A 15,983-nucleotide genomic window follows, 5' to 3' on the forward strand; every position below is an offset into this window, starting at 1 on the left:
TTTATGTCCTTAAATAAACTAGAAGTTCATTATTTTAATAACAGAACTTTTTTAATATTGAAACTTTGTATTATAAGGAGCCACTATGCTTTTTGATACCAAAACACCACAATATGCCATCACTGTTGATGGCAAGAACATTACCAGCCGCATTAATTCACGCTTATTGTCCCTCAATTTGGTTGATAATCGTGGTTTTGATGCTGATACATTAACGCTTGTGATTGATGATAGTGATGGTTTCATGGCGTTGCCAAAGCGTGGCGTTAAGATCAATGTGAAGATTGGCTTTGGTGCATTGATTGATCGCGGGGACTTTGTGGTGGATGCTGTTTCACATACAGGCGCACCTGATGTGATCACCATTTCCGCCAATTCTGCGGACTTTAGAAAGAAGCTTTTGGAGCAGAAGAACAAGGCATATCATCAAAAGACCATCAAAGAGATTGTGGAAGCGATTGCAGGAGAGCACAAATTAGAATTCCGAGTGGCTGATGAATTGGCCAACATTAAAGTGCAGGATCGTCAGCAGCGCAATGAGAGTGATGCCAACTTTTTAACGCGTTTGGCTGAAGAGTTTGATGCAGTAGCCACGGTGAAAAAGGGTACCATCCTATTTTTGAAACGCGGGGAAAGCAAGACAGCTAGCGGCCAAGAGTTGCCCACAATCATCATTACCCGTAATCAAGGGGATAATCACAGTTATTCTGTGAGTGATCGTGATGCTTATACGGGCATTAAAGCGAAATACACAACCACTAAGAATGGCGTGCGTAAAGAGGTTTTGGTGGGCGATGATGAGCGCACAAAGATGCTGCGCCGCATTTACAAAACGGAAGATGAGGCAAGGGCAGCGGCAGAAAATGAATTGAAGCGGGTACAACGTGCAGTTGCATCATTTTCGTTTACGCTGGCGATGGGTCGCCCTGAACTCATAGCAGAAAGCCCAGTGAAAGTACTGGGCTTTAAGGCGGAGATTGATTCACAAAATTGGATCGCTACTCGTGTGACTCATAACCTTGATCAGAGTGGTTTGACGACTCAGGTTGAGGCGGAGGTTAAATAATCGGTATTCAAATTGTATAATTATTCTCGCTGCTGTGCAATATTAGCAGCTGTATCTATTATTTCCTTAACTGGATGTTTGAGAGGTTGCTGCTTATCTAAAGTTGTAGATGGATTAAAAGATACATTTTGGATTAAATCACCCATTAAATTCTCAAGCATTTTTTTTTCTTGATCGCTCTCAATGCTTTCAATTTGTTGTTTAAAACTACTGTAGGAACTTGCTATAGATTCTTTATGTGCATACTCTTGTTGCAATCTTACACATTCATTTAATTTTGAGGAAACAAAAATTGTTATCCAGACCAATAGGCCAAGTATAGGAAGCTGTAATAATATTTTAGAAAAAACATAAAGTAAGGTTATGTTTTCTAAGTTTGCATATTTAATTACATTATAGCCACCAAAAACAGCTAATACACAAAATAATCCTATGAGCGCTCGATTATAAAAAGTGATTTTTTTATCGAAAGTCTCTTTAGCTGCTTTATAGGAACTTGCCAATCCTGCACTCATAGCTGCTGGCAATAAATCTTCAATTTTTGTAGTGAATCCTTTATAAGTATTTTCATATTCTATGATCTTCTTATCAACTGCATCTTTTTGCTTTGCAAAAAAATTTTCTAGCTCTTTAGCTTGTTCCTTTGTTTTAGCTTGTATTGCATCAAGAGAATTGTTAGTTTCATCTAATTTTTCATCTAAAGCGTTAATTCTACTTTCAGCACCATCTTCAGCAAATAACTTTTCCTCTAAATCATCAATTTTAGCTTCTGTGCCATTTTCACCAAATAAGTGATGCTCTAAAGTATTTATTCGTTCGACTATACCTGTTTCTGTTGCTGATAGCTTGTTATCTAATGCATTAATTCTAGTATCTACATCTGTTTCAGATGTAGATATTTTGTCCTCTATCGCTTTAACTCGTTCTGTCGTGTTTGATTCTGCCGCCACTAATTTGTTATCTAATGCATTAATTCTAGCGCCTACATCTGTTTCTGATGTAGATATTTTGTCCTCTATTGCTTTAACTCGTTCTGTCGTGTCTGATTCTGCAGCCACTAATTTGTTATCTAATGTATTAATTCTAGCATCTACATCTGTTTCTGATGTAGATATTTTGTCCTCTATTGCTTTAACTCGTTCTGTCGTGTCTGATTCTGCCGCCACTAATTTGTTATCTAATGTATTAATTCTAGCATCTACATCTGTTTCTGATGTAGATATTTTATCCTCTATTGCTTTAACTCGTTCTGTCGTGTCTGATTCTGCAGCCACTAATTTGTTATCTAATGTATTAATTCTAGCATCTACATCTGTTTCTGATGTAGATATTTTGTCCTCTATCGCTTTAACTCGTTCTGTCGTGTCTGATTCTGCAGCCACTAATTTGTTATCTAATGCATTAATTCTAGCGCCTACATCTGTATTCATAATTATTATTTAAACCTCACTCGTTTTTAAAAAATGTAAAAATTGTTCTTTATTCATAATCAATGTGCCATTCTCTGTGGCTCGTTCTCTTTGTGTTTCAGGTAATGCAGCATTAGTAACAATAGCAAATAATGTTTTGGTTTGTGTTTTTAGTACTTTTAATCGATATGCTTTAGCAAGCTCTTCCAACTCAAGTGATTCAGATTCTGAAAAGCCGATAATATTAATGCCTGTTCGTTTTATATCATGAGTCAATGACTTTATCTGTTTAATGATTGGTTGCCAATGCTGCAATTTTTCTTTAAACCTTTCACCACGTAAAACATTCAAAACATTTTCATAAGAAAAGGTAAAAATGTATTTATCATAACTATCTTCTAATACATAGCCATTAAAAAACATTGGATATTCACTTGTAATAATAAGGTTTAGATTTTTTTGTTCCCCTTTCTTATTGTTGTAGCGAATAGAAATAAAATTATCATTATGAGTGGCATATTCATCTAAATATGCCTCATACATCGTATCAACTATTTCTTGACCATTTGTAAAATACTCAATTTTCTCACGCACATAAGTTCTTTCAGCCTTTGCGGTATGACAATATCCATAAATATAATTTTCATCTACTTTATGCAGGGTAATAGTTTTATATCGTTTGGCCTCTTCTAAATCTTCTTCCTCTTCTGTTAAATCCTCATCATGATCGGGAAAATTTAGATAATAGAAAGATACTTTTTTCCCTTTTTTTGGCGAGATTTTTTGTTTTTGGTTGCGTTTAAGTTTTTTATTTCGCATTAAAATAAGAAGAAAAATCCCCACAATCACAAATGCCAAAAAGATTTCCATATTAATCCCTTACACGCCGATTTCTAAACAATGTCACAGGCTCAACATGCACAACGCACCCGATGATGTCAAAGTCATTCGGTGGGTTCTTCATATCAATCGTGAACGGTTTATAAAGTGGGTTAGTGCTAGAAATTTCAATGATTTTATTGGGTAGCTTTTGCACGCTTTTAACGATCAAGTCACCATCGATTCTGAGCACATAAATCCCATCATTAAAGAGTTTATTGGCGGTATCAATGAGCATGACATCCTTATCATTGATGACGCCAATCATAGAGTCACCACGGGCAGTGATGGCAATTAAATCTTTGGGATTGACCTCTAAATATTTTTTAACCCAATACTTACGATATGCCAATGAGAACTCATAGGTTTCTTCATTAATGGCTGATCCATGACCTGCCGCCGCAAACACTTTATAACGAGGCACAAAACAGAATTCTTCCAAATCAACTAAATGACCAGCGTTGTCATAAATTTTGGGCTGTGAGCTATTAGATGGTATGCCCGTAATAATGTATTGGATATCACAGCCAATTTTTGTGATATTTGCAAAATATTCGGCATCAGGTTTACGCGTCCCTTTTTCATAATTCATTTGGGCATTGCCACCGACACCTGCAATTTCTCCAAATTCTTTTTGGGTCATTTTTAAGTTGTCCCTAACTTCTTTAAGTCTACGTCCGATTTCTATCATATGAGTGTTTCCTCTATAGATTAATTCAAACGATAGATTGATTTATTGACATTCACCCAATTGATGGGTAATATGCCAAATACGGTCATTTGAAGTAACTATAATTAAGTCATTTGTTAAGTCATTAAGGATATTATCAATGAAAAATAAGCTTTTTACAAGCGAGCAAAGGAGTGAGCAAGTTCGTGTATCCATCACGAAATCTGAGTTAAATCAGCTCAGAAACATTGCAAATAGAGAGAAGCGTCCAGTTGCGACTGTGGCTCATGCTTTATTAAAAAAAGCAATTGAAGAGTACAGCTGCAAATAACACATTTGGAGAGTATGTGAATAGATCAGGAACCGCTAATTCGTATAAATGTCCACAGTGTGGTAGCAGAGCCAAGATTGTCACCACTAAAGTGATCACGACACAAACGAGGGAGAAGTATTACCAGTGTACAAATCTGCATTGCTCATCCACGTTTGTGACCTATGAAACAGTTGATCGCTGGATCATTAAAACGAAATCTAATTAATTAAAATTTAAGGAGAAAAAATTATGGCTTTAGTTAGTCAGGGCACTTTTTTACCCATTAAAAATGTATCTCAATGTTTAGAGGCAGCACACTTGGATTTTAAACGCGTAGCGAAAGCAGTGCGCGGTATAGCTTTAACATCAATGTTTATCGACCATTCAAATGATGTACAGAAGTTGGCTCAACAAGCATCACAAATGACAAGTTCTGCATTGTTAAGTGTGCTTGAGTCTGTGCGTCATCAATATTACTTAGCAGCGGATGAAGTGGCAGATCAAGCATTTACCATTCATTTGTTGAAGTCTGCCATCTCAATCCATGAATTGATGAAATCCATTAAGAAGGGCGCATCTCAGGGGGTGAATCATGACTAGTTATGTGATCAATATTACCAATGGTTTAACGCTCAAAAACATCACAGATAACGAGCCCACCATTATTTTATTCACGCGTAGCCACTGCACATCTTCTAAGAAAATGCTGCACATGCTCGATGAGTTCAGTAAACGTCATTTGCACATTGCATGCGTCAATGTAGACATCAGCCCAAACAGCGTTGGGAAGAACCTGATGCACCGCTTCAATATCAAGGTTGCACCTTCTTTTGTTGTGTTCAAACAAGGCAAAGAGGTGAACCGCGGATGTGGTTACACACAGTTTGTGAATTATATGACGAGTGAAATGTAATGAAAATGGAACGCAGTCAGAGAGATGAAGTGGTGCGCCGCTTCATCGCAGAAACAGGGGCAAAGCCTCAAGGCAATGGCAAACGCTATAAAAATGGTATTTGTCCAAGCTGTCAGAAAAAGAAATTATGGATATTTGGTGATGATCCGTGGAAGATCCAATGTGATAGTACCACGTGCGGTTATGAGATCTCCGCACGTGATCGTTATCCAGACATCTTTGAAAACTTTTCTAAACGCTATGCCCATGAAATGGCAGAAGATGGCCGCGCAATTGCTAAAGCATACTTGAGGGAAGCAAGGGGCTTTAACACCACATTGTGTGACCAATTCACGCAAGAAACGTTTTTTGATTATAGCACAAAAGTTTCCACACCAACGGTGCGTTTTCCAATGCCAGGGGATGGTTATTGGGAACGCCTGATTGAAAACTTGGAAAAGTTTGAGCAAAAAGCCCACTTCAAAAAAGGCTATTCATACAAAGGATTGGCTTGGCATTTTAATGATCTTGATGTGACCAAAATTAATGAATTATGGGTGGTCGAAGGGATCTTTGATGCGATTGCGTTAAGACATCATAACATTCATGCCATCAGTGCCATGAGTGCTAATAACTTTCCTGAACACACTTTAACGCAGATCTACCAAAAGAATCCGCGCTTAAACATTGTGATTGCCTTAGATTCAGATGAGAAAGGCAAACAGTCTGCCATTAAATGGTTAAAGCTATGTGAAAAAATAGGATTCTTTTCTGACATCCGTTTGGCCATTACCAATGATGGCGATGATTGGAACGATAAGCACATCAAAGAGCAATTAGATGATGAAGATATTGAAACCTATCTTCACCACGGCGCAGTGTTGTCCGCAAGATCACCGATGCGCAAAGCATATTTGATGTATCAGCGCTATGAAAAGCAGCAGTTTTTCCTTGAGTTCAATTTCAATACATATTGGGTCAAAGTGGATGTGAAGGCGATGCTTGAAGCCATCAATAAAAACGATGAGGACGAGGAAACAGCCTTTAAGTCGTCTTGTACCATCACTGAGATTGCCAATTGCGTTACGAATATTTTGTACGCACAAAAAGAGTTAGATACCAATGAGTTATTCTACTTTCTTGAAGTGGTCATGAAAAATAAACGCAATAAAGATGCCTTTTCACCGAAGCAATTGTCCAGCGCGGGCGAGTTCAAAGCGCGTGTGATGAATACGGTGTCAGGTGCGACATTTACAGGTGAAACAAAGCATTTAGATCAAATCTATCGTGTGAAAACGAGCGACATCAAAGACATTAACACGGTGCCATTTTTAGGGTATGCCAAAGAGTTGGGCGCGTATATTTTCCCTGAGTTTGCTGTTAAAAATGGTCGTGTCTATAAGCTCAATAAGGAAGAGTATTTTGAGTTGCCAGGGAACCAAAACATTAAGACAACTTTTTCAATGCCTGAGTTTGATCCAAGCATGGACTATCAAAATACATGGCACCAAGATTTCATTGATGTCTTTGGCCAAAAAGGATTGACGGTTTTAGCGTTTTGGCTTGGCTCATTATTTGTAGAACAATTGCGTGATGTTTATAAAGGCTTTCCATTTTTGGAGCTCACAGGTGAAGCGGGTGCAGGTAAGTCCACCATTTTACAATTCATGTGGAAACTCTCTGGGCGTGGGGGAGACTATGAAGGGGTCAATCCCAATAACGGCTCTAAAGTGGGTTATTTCAGAACATTATCACAAGTGGCCAACTTGCCAACGGTAATGATTGAGTGTGAAGGCTTTAACTTAGAGGATCTCAAGTCCTTATACAATGGCGGTTACTTGAGAACAACGGGCCAAAAGAATAATGGCAATAACACCAACAGCCCTAAATTCAGAGGTTCATTGATTTTATCCCAAAATGAGCGAGCCATTACCGCAGGTTCACGCGATAACTTAATTGCGTTGTTGTCCCGCCTTGTTTATGTGCATTTTGATACGAGCAATCACACATCTGAGTCACGCATTAAAGCCCGTCGATTAGAACAAATGTCAATGGATGAGTTGTCAGGCTTTTTGGTGGAAGCACTGAAAAATGAAGATGCCATTTTAAAGTGTGTTCATTCAGTTTTTGAACAAAACAGAGCACGCATTATGGCATTGGAAGAGGTGCAGACAACGCGCATTGGCTTGACGCATGGCTTGATGCTCTCATTGTTGCAGGCTTTGAAGTTTTTAATGCCCATTCCTGAGCACACGATGCGTGCAACTGAAGAGTACATTTGCCGCATTGCAATTGAACGCGATATTGAACTTAAACAAGATCATCCAATTTTAGAGCAGTTTTGGGAGGTTTATGAGTATCTCAATAATGAAGGTTTTGCGGTTAATCATTCCAGAAATGATGAGTATATCGCCATCAACTTAAATCAGTTTTATGGATTGGCCGCAGAGATGCGCCAGCAGCTAGATGACATTAAAACAGTCAAGAAGATGCTGCCACACACCAGCAGGCACAAATATATTGAGCATAATAAAGTTGTGAATTCTAAGTACAACGATGATGAGTACACAAACAGAGCAGGGAAGGGTTTTGGCTCATTGCGTTGTTATATTTTTCATAAAGGTAAGGGGTAATCAAAATGGCCAATCGTTATTTTCTTTGGAAAAACAGTGAAATTTTATAATTGATTGATTAGAAAAAGGATTTAAGTATGAATAATTTGGAAATGAATGAGCGCATTGCTGGTATTGAACGCATTTTGGCATATCTACAAAAACAAAGAATGCAACTGTTTGATCGGCGCAAGATTCAGCGTCGGGAATACAAATTGATCATTGATGAAATCAATGATGCAAAAAGACGGATTCATAAACTTAAAGCAATGAAGGGCGATTAATGCAGAACTTCACGATTAAATTGGGCGGCTATGAATATGTCATAGCTGCACAATCTTTTGAATTGGCACATTTGGAAGCAGTTAAACAACATTTAGAATTAGGGAGAGAATTACAATGAGCATGACAGATAAACGCGACAAAACGTCATACATCATCAACAATGAAATTAAGAAATTCTTAAATGATCATGGCTATATGTTGAGTCGTCATGATGTGAAAAAATTTGATGGCCAGTGGCTTTATAATATCTCTAAAATTAATTTGACTGGTGTACAACATATTGAGCAATTGACCCGTAATGGTTTGATTGAGGCATATAAAAAAGGTGTGTTGCTTCAGAGGTTAAATGTGAGTCATAATTTCAAACCAGCATTTATTTTACAAAAAGACGTTGCTATACTCATGTCAGAAAATGGCAAACCCATCCATAATTACACGATTAATAATTATGTAAGAGATGGCATGCTGCCAGAACCAATTGTGAGCGGCAGAACCAAAAAATGGTCGGTTGATCAATTGTGTGAGCATTTAAAAATTTCAGAAGAAACATTGTGGAAAACACTCGGTAGGGATTATTAGAAGTAAATTTGGAAGTAAAAAATAAACACTCCAAATATAAAGCCCTTTAAATCAAGGGCTTTAGTTGTTTTTAGGTTTCCTCTCGTGCGCGCCATTTTCTTTCCATTGTGTGGATATTCGCGATCATCTTGTTGCCAAAATGTTGTATACTGGCCGATAAATTTTGCAAATGATAGCGTCAATATTGACAAATAATAATGGTTACAATGATGAAAGAAATAGAAGTGGTTGCGGCAGTCATTCAACATGAAGGCAAAATATTTTGTGCCCAGCGTGGGGCCAATGCAAAAGAGTATTTGGCATATAAATACGAATTTCCAGGTGGCAAAACAGAGGCCGGTGAAACCCATGAAGCGGCCTTGATTCGTGAAATTGATGAAGAGCTCAATTGGGTCATTCAAGTGGATGAGCCTTTGATCACAGTCCATCACACGTATCCTGATTTTAAAATCATCATGCACGCATTTTTATGCACGCCCCTTGATCTGAACTTTCGTTTAAATGAACACATGGATTATGTGTGGTTGCCCATCAGTGAGCTTTACGCATTAGATTGGGCTGCGGCGGATTTGCCGATCATTGATCAGCTCAGTTATCTTGAGTAAGCGCTATGAATGATCTTCTCAATGATCTGACCACAAGTTTTTATGATGTGGATCACATTTCAAAAGGGCAATATCTGCCTGCCATTTTAGTCAATGATTTTAAACGCGAAAAAAAGGTGCTCACCACGATTTTAGAGCAGCTGAAAACCTGTGATGAATTCTTTATCTCGGTGGCCTTTGTGACGACAGGCGGTGTTGCGGTGATTCGTGAGGCGCTCGATGAGTTGAATCGTAAAGCGATTAAAGGCGTGATCATTGTGTCACAATACCTTAATTTTACCGATCCTGCGGCACTTGAGCGTTTATTGGCCTATCGAAACATTGAACTGCGCATTGATGTGCACAACAGCTTTCATGCCAAATGTTTTTATTTTGAAAAGGGCGAGCAGAGCATTGTGGTCATTGGCAGTAGCAATTTGACGGACAGTGCCTTATGCAAAAATTATGAATTTAACATTAAATTAGATGCCTCCATTAATGGCGAGATCATCGAGCAGATCAAAGCTGAACAACAAGTGATGTATGAGCGATCAATCCTTGTGAGCAAAGCCATCATTGATCAATATCGTGTTCAGTATGAGCAATTGCGCTTTGGCAGAAACCAATTGCAGCATACGAAAATCACAAGCGGGCAACACATTGCACCGAATGCCATGCAATTAAAAGCTTTGGATAATTTACAACATCTTCGCGATGAAAAAGGGGCAACAAAGGCATTGCTCATTTCTGCAACCGGCACGGGCAAAACTTATCTATCGGCGTTTGATGTGGCGCGCGTTCAACCCAAAACATTCCTCTTTTTAGTGCACAGAAGCACGATTGCAGCCAAATCCATGCAGTCGTATCAAAAGATATTGTCAAGCGTTGCAGGCCATGATCCGCACATGACCTTTGGCTTATTTGACGGCAATCATAAAGATTACGCTGCCGATTATCTCTTTGCCACAGTGCAAACGATGAGTTTGCCCCATCATTTAGCGCATTTTGCTCAAGATCATTTTGATTACATTGTGATTGATGAAACCCACCGCGCAGCGGCGCAAACGTATCAAACCATTCTTAACCATTTTACGCCCAAATTTTTATTGGGCATGACGGCAACGCCAGAGCGCATGAGTGGTGAAGATATTTTTCAATATTTTGATCACAACATTGCCTATGAAATTCGCTTAAAAGATGCACTTGAAGCAGATTTACTCACCACATTTCATTATTACGGCATTGCGGACATTGTATTGACGGACGATGTGAAAAAGCCGCCAAGCTTTAATCAATTGATTCGTGAAGAACGTGTGGCGCACATTTTGGAGAAAATCACCCATTATTCTACGGATACTGGAGATTATCGCGGGCTGGTTTTTTGCTCAAGTGTAGAAGAAGCCGATGCATTATCCGCACAATTTTGTGGGTTTGGTTTTCGTGCATGTGCTTTGTCTGGGCGCCACAGTGAACATGAACGTGAGGCGGCGATTGAATCGCTCGAATCTGATGATGTGGATCATCTACAATTCATTTTCACGGTGGATATTTTCAATGAAGGGATCGACATTCCGCGCGTGAATCTCATTGTGATGTTGCGCGCAACGCAATCGGTGATTGTGTTTGTGCAGCAGCTTGGGCGCGGATTGCGTAAAGCACAAGATAAGTCTTATGTTACGGTGTTGGATTTCATTGGTAATTATGCCAATAACTATATGATTCCGATGGCACTTTTTGGCGATACATCATATAACAAAGATGCGCTTCGCCGAAAAATGAGTGAAGGCAGCAGCGCGTTGCCGGGCGCATCGAGCATTAGCTTTGATGCCATTACAGAGCAGCGCATTTATGCTGCGATTAATCAAGCATCTTTTGATCATAAAAAAGATTTGGCCGAGGACATGAAGGCGCTCTTTGATAAGCTTGGGCATATGCCGACGCCCATTGACTTTATTCGCCATGGGTCGCGTGATCCTTATCAATACATTCGGGTGTTTGGCAGTTATTATCAAGCGCTGAAATATGTTTTTAAAGCGCATGTGCCGCCACTTTCAGAGGATGCTGCCGCCATGCTGCGTTACTTTGATGGTGAGATCAATAATGCCAAGCGCATTACAGAAAGTTGTCTGCTCTTTGAATTATTACAGCATCATGTCATCACGTTAGATGCATTTAAATCCCATTGCAATGCACATTTTCACTTTACGCCAACGGATGCAGACATCATTTCAGTGGTGGATAATCTTAACTTTAGCTTTGTGGTGACTGAGGTCAATAAACGCAAAGTGGTTTATCGCCACAGTGCATATTTAAAAGATGCAGCATTGTATGATGTGGTGGCATTTGATGGGCAATCCTTTGTTTTGACGTCACAATTTAAAACATTGTTGGCGCAATCAAGTTTTAAAACCCATTTGATGCAATCGGTGGATTTAGCCCGTGCCGTTTATCGACAAAAGTTGGTAGATTCATGTTTGATCGATGGGCGCTTTATTTTGTATGAAAAATATAGCCGCAAAGATGTCTTTCGCATTCTCAATTACCAAGAAAATCCAAATGCGCAAAGTGTGGGCGGTTATCTGTTTGATCGGGATGAAACAGTGTGCCCCATTTTTGTCAATTATCATAAAGATGAAAACATCAGCGATCGCACCAAATATGAGGATGCTTTCTTAAATCCATCGCTCCTGCGTTGGTTTTCAAAAGGGCAGCGCACACTTAAAAGTAAAGATGTGCAGGCGTTTTATCACAGTCAATCGCGCAATATCGCTTTGTATCTTTTTGTGAAAAAAGACAATGATGAAGGGCGTGAGTTTTATTGCTTAGGGCGCGTCACGGCGGATCAACACAGTTTTATGGAAGAGAAAATGCCGATCTCTGAAGATAAAACCATCAATGTGGTGACGCTCAATTTAGAGCTCAAGCAAGCGGTGAAAGAGAGTTTGTATCAATATTTAATTCATCCATAAAACAAAACCCCGCTTTGCGGGGCTTCAATGTATGGCTTACTCGATGTTTTGAATTTGTTCGCGGATCTGTTCGATCAACACTTTTAACTCAACGGCAATGGCGGTGAGCTCTGCATCTTGGGACTTTGAGCCAAGTGTATTCGCTTCGCGGTTCAACTCTTGAGTTAAAAAGTCTAAGCGGCGGCCAATCGGTTCATTGCGGGCAATGGCATCGGTCATGGCGACAACATGAGAATGGAGGCGGTCGATCTCTTCATCGATGTCCAATTTTTGAATGGCAAAGACTAATTCTTGCTCTAAGCGCTGTTGATCCACCTCAATGGCAAATTCAGCTAAGCGCGCGGTTAATTTATCACGCAGGCGTACAATCGCTTCAGGGCGCAGGGCTTGGGCTTGTTCAGTCAATGCCGCGATTTTATTTAAACGATCTTCAATCACAGCTTGAATGCGTGCGCCTTCTGCTTGACGATTTTTCGCCAATGATTGAAGTGCCGTTGCAAAAGTTTGTGTGGTGATGGCTTCTAACGCATTAGGATCTGGCGTACGCGTGATGAGCATATTTGGAAAGCGCATCAACTCAGAAGGGCTCAAGGCATGTGTTGTCCCAAGAATGGCATTGGCCTCTTGATGCAGGGCGATCACATTTTTAGCAAGCGTTTCATTGAGGGTTAAATGTTCATTGGTGGCACCGGCTGCTTCTAGGCGCATCATGATCTCAAGTTTACCGCGCTTTAATACGGATTGCGCTTGATCACGCAAGGCAGGTTCAAAGGCACGCAATAGGTCTGGCAATTTAAAATAGGTTTCTAAATAGCGGTGATTGATGCTGCGTAGCTCAATGGATAATGTACCAAAATCTGTGGCTACGGTTTCTCTAGCAAAACCTGTCATGGAGGAGATCATACTGTTCCTTAAAATTACGATAAACAAAATGCAATTATAACGCTCTTTGCGGGATTTGGTGAATATCATTGATCAATGTTGCAATTCCTAGTAAACTTCGGAGCTTTATTCACATTATTGAGTTGCGATCATGTCTGATTTAGAAAAAAATTACCGTGCCATTTTAACTGAAATTGGTGAAGATCCTGAGCGCGAAGGCCTCGTTGATACACCGAAACGCGCTGCAAAGGCGATGCAATATCTGTGTCGTGGTTATGAGCAAACCTTAGAAGAAGTCGTGGGCGGCGCCATTTTCTCATCAGACAGCAATGAAATGGTATTGGTCAAAGACATTGAGTTGTATTCTTTGTGTGAGCACCACATTTTGCCCTTCATCGGTAAAGCGCATGTGGCGTATTTGCCCAATGGCAAAGTGCTTGGTTTATCGAAAATTGCCCGCATTGTGGACATGTTTGCGCGCCGTTTACAGATTCAAGAGGCGCTCACCTCTGAAATCGCCAATGCCATTCAAGAAGTGACGGATGCTAAAGGCGTTGCGGTTGTGATTGAAGCAAAACACATGTGCATGATGATGCGCGGCGTTGAGAAGCAAAATTCTCACATGGTGACATCTGCCATGCTTGGCGCCTTTAGAAACAATCCGGCCACGCGTGCAGAGTTTTTAAGCTTCATTAAGTAAGCGCGTGAGATCAACGCCAAAAGCGGCTAAATAAGCCGCTTTTTTTGTGCGCGTCAATTGCTTAAAGGCATATTCTTGCTGCATCGCTAAGGTTTGTGTGGCAAAGCGCTCGGCATGAATCAATTGTACGGGTAAACGCGCCCGCGTATATTTTGCCCCTTTGCCGCGATTATGTGTTGCTGTACGCCGCGCTAGATCTGTGGTGTAACCGGCATAGAGTGAATCATCATGACACAGCAGAACATAAAAGAAGTGATCAGCCATGAATCACATCTAATAAATCATTGGTGGGTTTGGTTTTTGCATACGTTTCATACATGGCGCGCGGTGTGAAAGCATAGCATTGTCCATTGAGAGTGATGGATGATTCATCCGTTATCACTTTAATCCATAGTGGCTCAATGTGAAAATTAATGTGTGTGAGCACATGTTTAAAGCGCGGCAAGGAGATGCTCTCGATCACGGTCACATTCGGCATCATCTCTTCAATGTCTAGCAAATGGGAAGAGAGGTGCGGGAACTCATAAAGGTTGTGCCAGATGGTTTCTGTGGTGCGTTGATGAAACAATAATTCGCCACGCTGATTTTCCACAATCATGGGGAAGAGTTCGAGCTCTTTTTTCACAGCTTTGATCTTTTTCGCGGGAATCATCGCCACTTGTTGCTGTTGCAAAGTGATGCAACGTGCCTGCCAAAAGCAAGTGGTGCATTTAGGCTGCTTGGTGCACACTGTGGCGCCAAAGTCCATCACCGCTTGCGTATAATCATTTGGGCGCGCTTGGCTGCTCATCATATAGGCAAAGGGCAACAGGACTTTTTCCAACTGCTTTTCTGGATGCATTGCGCCTGTGACGCGTGCCATCACGCGTTTGACATTGCCATCTAAAATCGCAAAAGGGCGATTAAATCCTTGGCTCATAATGGCAGCGGCGGTGGTGCGCCCAATGCCTTTGATGGATTCAATGGCCGCAAAATCACAGGGGATTTCACCATTGAATTGATCCCGGACATATTGTGCGCCTTGATGTAAATTTCGGGCGCGGGCGTAATAGCCTAAGCCTTCCCAAGCTTTGAGTACGCGTTCAATCTCTGCATCCGCCAGCGCATTGATGGTGGGAAACTGCTCGATGAAATTAAAAAAGTATGGAATCACCGTTGCCACTTGCGTTTGCTGTAGCATGATTTCAGAGAGCCAAATGTGATAGATGTTTTGAGCATTTGTGTAATGATCCTGTGGCTTCCAAGGCAGATCATGGCGACCATGTTCATCAAACCATTGCATCAATTGTTGATGAAAGGCGCGCAGTGTTTCGCCCGTGGTTGGGGCTAAAAAAAGTGACATGTTCATTCTCATTTTAGGCGAACGAGCCAATGCAAATAACGGGCATTGGGCAGATATTCAGGTTTCGTGGAGCAGTGCATCTCCATCTTTAAATGGTCTTCCGTGCTGATTTTTTGCTTATTGTCTTTGGTCATAAAATCATAATAAGTGCGAATACCACTTTGATGGATGATCTCACAGCCTGCAGTTTCTAGCGCTTGTTTTAATTCTGTCGGTTGCACCGGTGAAATGGGCGTTAAGCCGCCGGCCTCACCACGGAAATTGTTTTTCTCCACATAACGATAATTGCCACGAATGAGATTGTGATAAATCAAACCATTGACATTATAAAAGAGTAGGGAGAGCGTGCTGTGTTGATGCATGACATGTTTGGCAATTTGAATGATGTCGGCAGGATTGTCTAGCCATTCGATCACCGCATGGGCAAGGATCAGATCATATGGTTCTGTGAAGCGCTCTGGAATGTTTTGCAATTCATCATGGATGAAGGTTGCCGTCAATTGATGATCAGCAAAGCGCGTTTTGGCAAGGCTCAACATATTATCAGCCGCTTCTAAAAGGGTCATGTCATGACCATTTTCCGCCAATACTCTGGCAAATTGTCCTTGGCCTGCGCCAATGTCCAAAGTTTTGAAAGGACGCTTGAGCAGATCAAATTTGAGGAAATCACGCTCTAAAATGGCTAGGCGCAATTGACCTTTAAAGGAGGCATAAATTTTATCCTGAAAGTGTGCGCTTAATGCATCAAAACGAGGAGCAGTCATGAGGGAAAACCATAAAGAAAAGAGGGATCATAGTGGA

At 40.6% G+C, this 15,983-nt stretch carries 18 protein-coding genes; 11 read left to right on the top strand and 7 right to left on the bottom strand.

The features are described 5' to 3' along the window. Positions 1–85 precede the first annotated feature (85 nt). Positions 86–1,066 (top strand): contractile injection system protein, VgrG/Pvc8 family, encoded by a 981-nt coding sequence (locus B143_RS0102560; RefSeq protein ID WP_018122074.1) that lies wholly within the window; start codon positions 86–88, stop codon positions 1,064–1,066. 20 nt (positions 1,067–1,086) lie between these two features. Here B143_RS0102560 and B143_RS0102565 read toward each other — a convergent pair whose 3' ends face one another. Genes B143_RS0102565 through B143_RS09695 form a run of 3 tightly spaced genes read right to left on the bottom strand, consistent with a single transcriptional unit; the run spans position 1,087 to position 3,997 of the window. Then, a complete protein-coding gene (locus B143_RS0102565; RefSeq protein ID WP_018122075.1) occupies positions 1,087–2,496 on the bottom strand; it encodes a coiled-coil domain-containing protein in 1,410 nt (469 codons plus the stop codon). A gap of 9 nt (positions 2,497–2,505) precedes the next feature. After that, positions 2,506–3,345, bottom strand: coding sequence for a hypothetical protein (locus tag B143_RS0102570; RefSeq protein WP_018122076.1), 840 nt, complete (start codon positions 3,343–3,345; stop codon positions 2,506–2,508). 1 nt (position 3,346) lies between these two features. After that, positions 3,347–3,997: an XRE family transcriptional regulator gene (locus B143_RS09695; RefSeq protein WP_018122077.1), complete on the bottom strand. Its 651-nt coding sequence runs from the start codon at positions 3,995–3,997 to the stop codon at positions 3,347–3,349. 187 nt (positions 3,998–4,184) lie between these two features. Here B143_RS09695 and B143_RS09930 point away from each other — a divergent pair, with 187 nt between their 5' ends. From B143_RS09930 to B143_RS0102625, 9 genes are all read left to right on the top strand, one after another. Next, positions 4,185–4,355 (top strand): hypothetical protein, encoded by a 171-nt coding sequence (locus B143_RS09930; protein ID WP_018122078.1) that lies wholly within the window; start codon positions 4,185–4,187, stop codon positions 4,353–4,355. Positions 4,356–4,371: 16 nt separating this feature from the next. Then, positions 4,372–4,563, top strand: a complete 192-nt coding sequence (locus tag B143_RS10110; RefSeq protein WP_018122079.1) for an ogr/Delta-like zinc finger family protein — start codon at positions 4,372–4,374, stop codon at positions 4,561–4,563. 23 nt (positions 4,564–4,586) lie between these two features. After that, the gene (locus B143_RS0102585; RefSeq protein ID WP_018122080.1) at positions 4,587–4,937 is read left to right on the top strand and encodes a hypothetical protein; all 351 of its coding nucleotides are present in this window, start codon (positions 4,587–4,589) and stop codon (positions 4,935–4,937) included. Next, entirely contained in the window at positions 4,930–5,250 is a 321-nt protein-coding gene (locus tag B143_RS0102590; protein ID WP_018122081.1) for a thioredoxin family protein, read from the top strand. Before B143_RS0102585 ends, B143_RS0102590 begins: the two co-directional genes overlap by 8 nt. Positions 5,251–5,255: 5 nt before the next feature. After that, positions 5,256–7,862, top strand: a complete 2,607-nt coding sequence (locus tag B143_RS0102595; protein WP_211205506.1) for a toprim domain-containing protein — start codon at positions 5,256–5,258, stop codon at positions 7,860–7,862. Positions 7,863–7,939: 77 nt separating this feature from the next. Then, positions 7,940–8,125, top strand: a complete 186-nt coding sequence (locus tag B143_RS0102600; RefSeq protein WP_018122083.1) for a hypothetical protein — start codon at positions 7,940–7,942, stop codon at positions 8,123–8,125. A gap of 115 nt (positions 8,126–8,240) precedes the next feature. Continuing rightward, complete coding sequence (locus tag B143_RS0102610; protein WP_018122085.1) at positions 8,241–8,705, top strand: hypothetical protein; 465 nt, start codon at positions 8,241–8,243, stop codon at positions 8,703–8,705. Between the two features lie 209 nt (positions 8,706–8,914). Next, complete coding sequence (locus B143_RS0102620; RefSeq protein WP_008314742.1) at positions 8,915–9,310, top strand: (deoxy)nucleoside triphosphate pyrophosphohydrolase; 396 nt, start codon at positions 8,915–8,917, stop codon at positions 9,308–9,310. 5 nt (positions 9,311–9,315) lie between these two features. Then, on the top strand, positions 9,316–12,258 hold the full coding sequence (locus B143_RS0102625; RefSeq protein WP_018122088.1) for a DEAD/DEAH box helicase: 2,943 nt from the start codon (positions 9,316–9,318) through the stop codon (positions 12,256–12,258). 36 nt (positions 12,259–12,294) lie between these two features. On the opposite strand, the gene B143_RS0102630 is transcribed toward B143_RS0102625, so the two are convergent. Further along, positions 12,295–13,161 carry a YicC/YloC family endoribonuclease gene (locus tag B143_RS0102630; RefSeq protein ID WP_018122089.1) on the bottom strand — a complete coding sequence of 289 codons (867 nt, stop codon included), beginning with the start codon at positions 13,159–13,161 and terminating at the stop codon, positions 12,295–12,297. Positions 13,162–13,291: 130 nt separating this feature from the next. Here B143_RS0102630 and folE point away from each other — a divergent pair, with 130 nt between their 5' ends. Continuing rightward, entirely contained in the window at positions 13,292–13,840 is a 549-nt protein-coding gene (folE, locus tag B143_RS0102635; RefSeq protein WP_008314737.1) for a GTP cyclohydrolase I FolE, read from the top strand. Here folE and B143_RS0102640 read toward each other — a convergent pair. The 3 genes from B143_RS0102640 to B143_RS0102650 are packed head-to-tail and all read right to left on the bottom strand — an operon-like array spanning position 13,823 to position 15,946. After that, positions 13,823–14,104, bottom strand: coding sequence for a GIY-YIG nuclease family protein (locus B143_RS0102640; RefSeq protein WP_018122090.1), 282 nt, complete (start codon positions 14,102–14,104; stop codon positions 13,823–13,825). The two genes, folE and B143_RS0102640, sit on opposite strands and share 18 nt — an antisense overlap. Continuing rightward, positions 14,097–15,182 carry an A/G-specific adenine glycosylase gene (gene mutY / locus B143_RS0102645; RefSeq protein WP_018122091.1) on the bottom strand — a complete coding sequence of 362 codons (1,086 nt, stop codon included), beginning with the start codon at positions 15,180–15,182 and terminating at the stop codon, positions 14,097–14,099. The genes B143_RS0102640 and mutY overlap by 8 nt, the downstream gene beginning before the upstream one ends. An 8-nt stretch (positions 15,183–15,190) precedes the next feature. Further along, positions 15,191–15,946 carry a methyltransferase domain-containing protein gene (locus B143_RS0102650; RefSeq protein ID WP_018122092.1) on the bottom strand — a complete coding sequence of 252 codons (756 nt, stop codon included), beginning with the start codon at positions 15,944–15,946 and terminating at the stop codon, positions 15,191–15,193. Positions 15,947–15,983 lie beyond the last annotated feature (37 nt).

It is taken from the genome of Wohlfahrtiimonas chitiniclastica DSM 18708, assembly GCF_000375345.1.
GTDB classification, from domain to species: domain Bacteria; phylum Pseudomonadota; class Gammaproteobacteria; order Cardiobacteriales; family Wohlfahrtiimonadaceae; genus Wohlfahrtiimonas; species Wohlfahrtiimonas chitiniclastica.

Excerpts from the sequence above, each read along its gene's own strand:
- B143_RS0102565 (WP_018122075.1), bottom strand. The coding sequence starts at position 2,496 with ATGAATACAGATGTAGGCGCTAGAATTAATGCATTAGATAACAAATTA.
- B143_RS0102650 (WP_018122092.1), bottom strand. The coding sequence starts at position 15,946 with ATGACTGCTCCTCGTTTTGATGCATTAAGCGCACACTTTCAGGATAAA.
- folE (WP_008314737.1), top strand. The coding sequence starts at position 13,292 with ATGTCTGATTTAGAAAAAAATTACCGTGCCATTTTAACTGAAATTGGT.
- B143_RS09930 (WP_018122078.1), top strand. The coding sequence starts at position 4,185 with ATGAAAAATAAGCTTTTTACAAGCGAGCAAAGGAGTGAGCAAGTTCGT.
- B143_RS0102590 (WP_018122081.1), top strand. The coding sequence starts at position 4,930 with ATGACTAGTTATGTGATCAATATTACCAATGGTTTAACGCTCAAAAAC.
- B143_RS0102625 (WP_018122088.1), top strand. The coding sequence starts at position 9,316 with ATGAATGATCTTCTCAATGATCTGACCACAAGTTTTTATGATGTGGAT.
- B143_RS0102620 (WP_008314742.1), top strand. The coding sequence starts at position 8,915 with ATGAAAGAAATAGAAGTGGTTGCGGCAGTCATTCAACATGAAGGCAAA.
- B143_RS0102570 (WP_018122076.1), bottom strand. The coding sequence starts at position 3,345 with ATGGAAATCTTTTTGGCATTTGTGATTGTGGGGATTTTTCTTCTTATT.
- B143_RS0102630 (WP_018122089.1), bottom strand. The coding sequence starts at position 13,161 with ATGATCTCCTCCATGACAGGTTTTGCTAGAGAAACCGTAGCCACAGAT.
- B143_RS0102600 (WP_018122083.1), top strand. The coding sequence starts at position 7,940 with ATGAATAATTTGGAAATGAATGAGCGCATTGCTGGTATTGAACGCATT.
- B143_RS0102585 (WP_018122080.1), top strand. The coding sequence starts at position 4,587 with ATGGCTTTAGTTAGTCAGGGCACTTTTTTACCCATTAAAAATGTATCT.
- B143_RS0102595 (WP_211205506.1), top strand. The coding sequence starts at position 5,256 with ATGGAACGCAGTCAGAGAGATGAAGTGGTGCGCCGCTTCATCGCAGAA.
- B143_RS0102610 (WP_018122085.1), top strand. The coding sequence starts at position 8,241 with ATGAGCATGACAGATAAACGCGACAAAACGTCATACATCATCAACAAT.
- B143_RS09695 (WP_018122077.1), bottom strand. The coding sequence starts at position 3,997 with ATGACCCAAAAAGAATTTGGAGAAATTGCAGGTGTCGGTGGCAATGCC.
- mutY (WP_018122091.1), bottom strand. The coding sequence starts at position 15,182 with ATGTCACTTTTTTTAGCCCCAACCACGGGCGAAACACTGCGCGCCTTT.
- B143_RS0102560 (WP_018122074.1), top strand. The coding sequence starts at position 86 with ATGCTTTTTGATACCAAAACACCACAATATGCCATCACTGTTGATGGC.
- B143_RS0102640 (WP_018122090.1), bottom strand. The coding sequence starts at position 14,104 with ATGGCTGATCACTTCTTTTATGTTCTGCTGTGTCATGATGATTCACTC.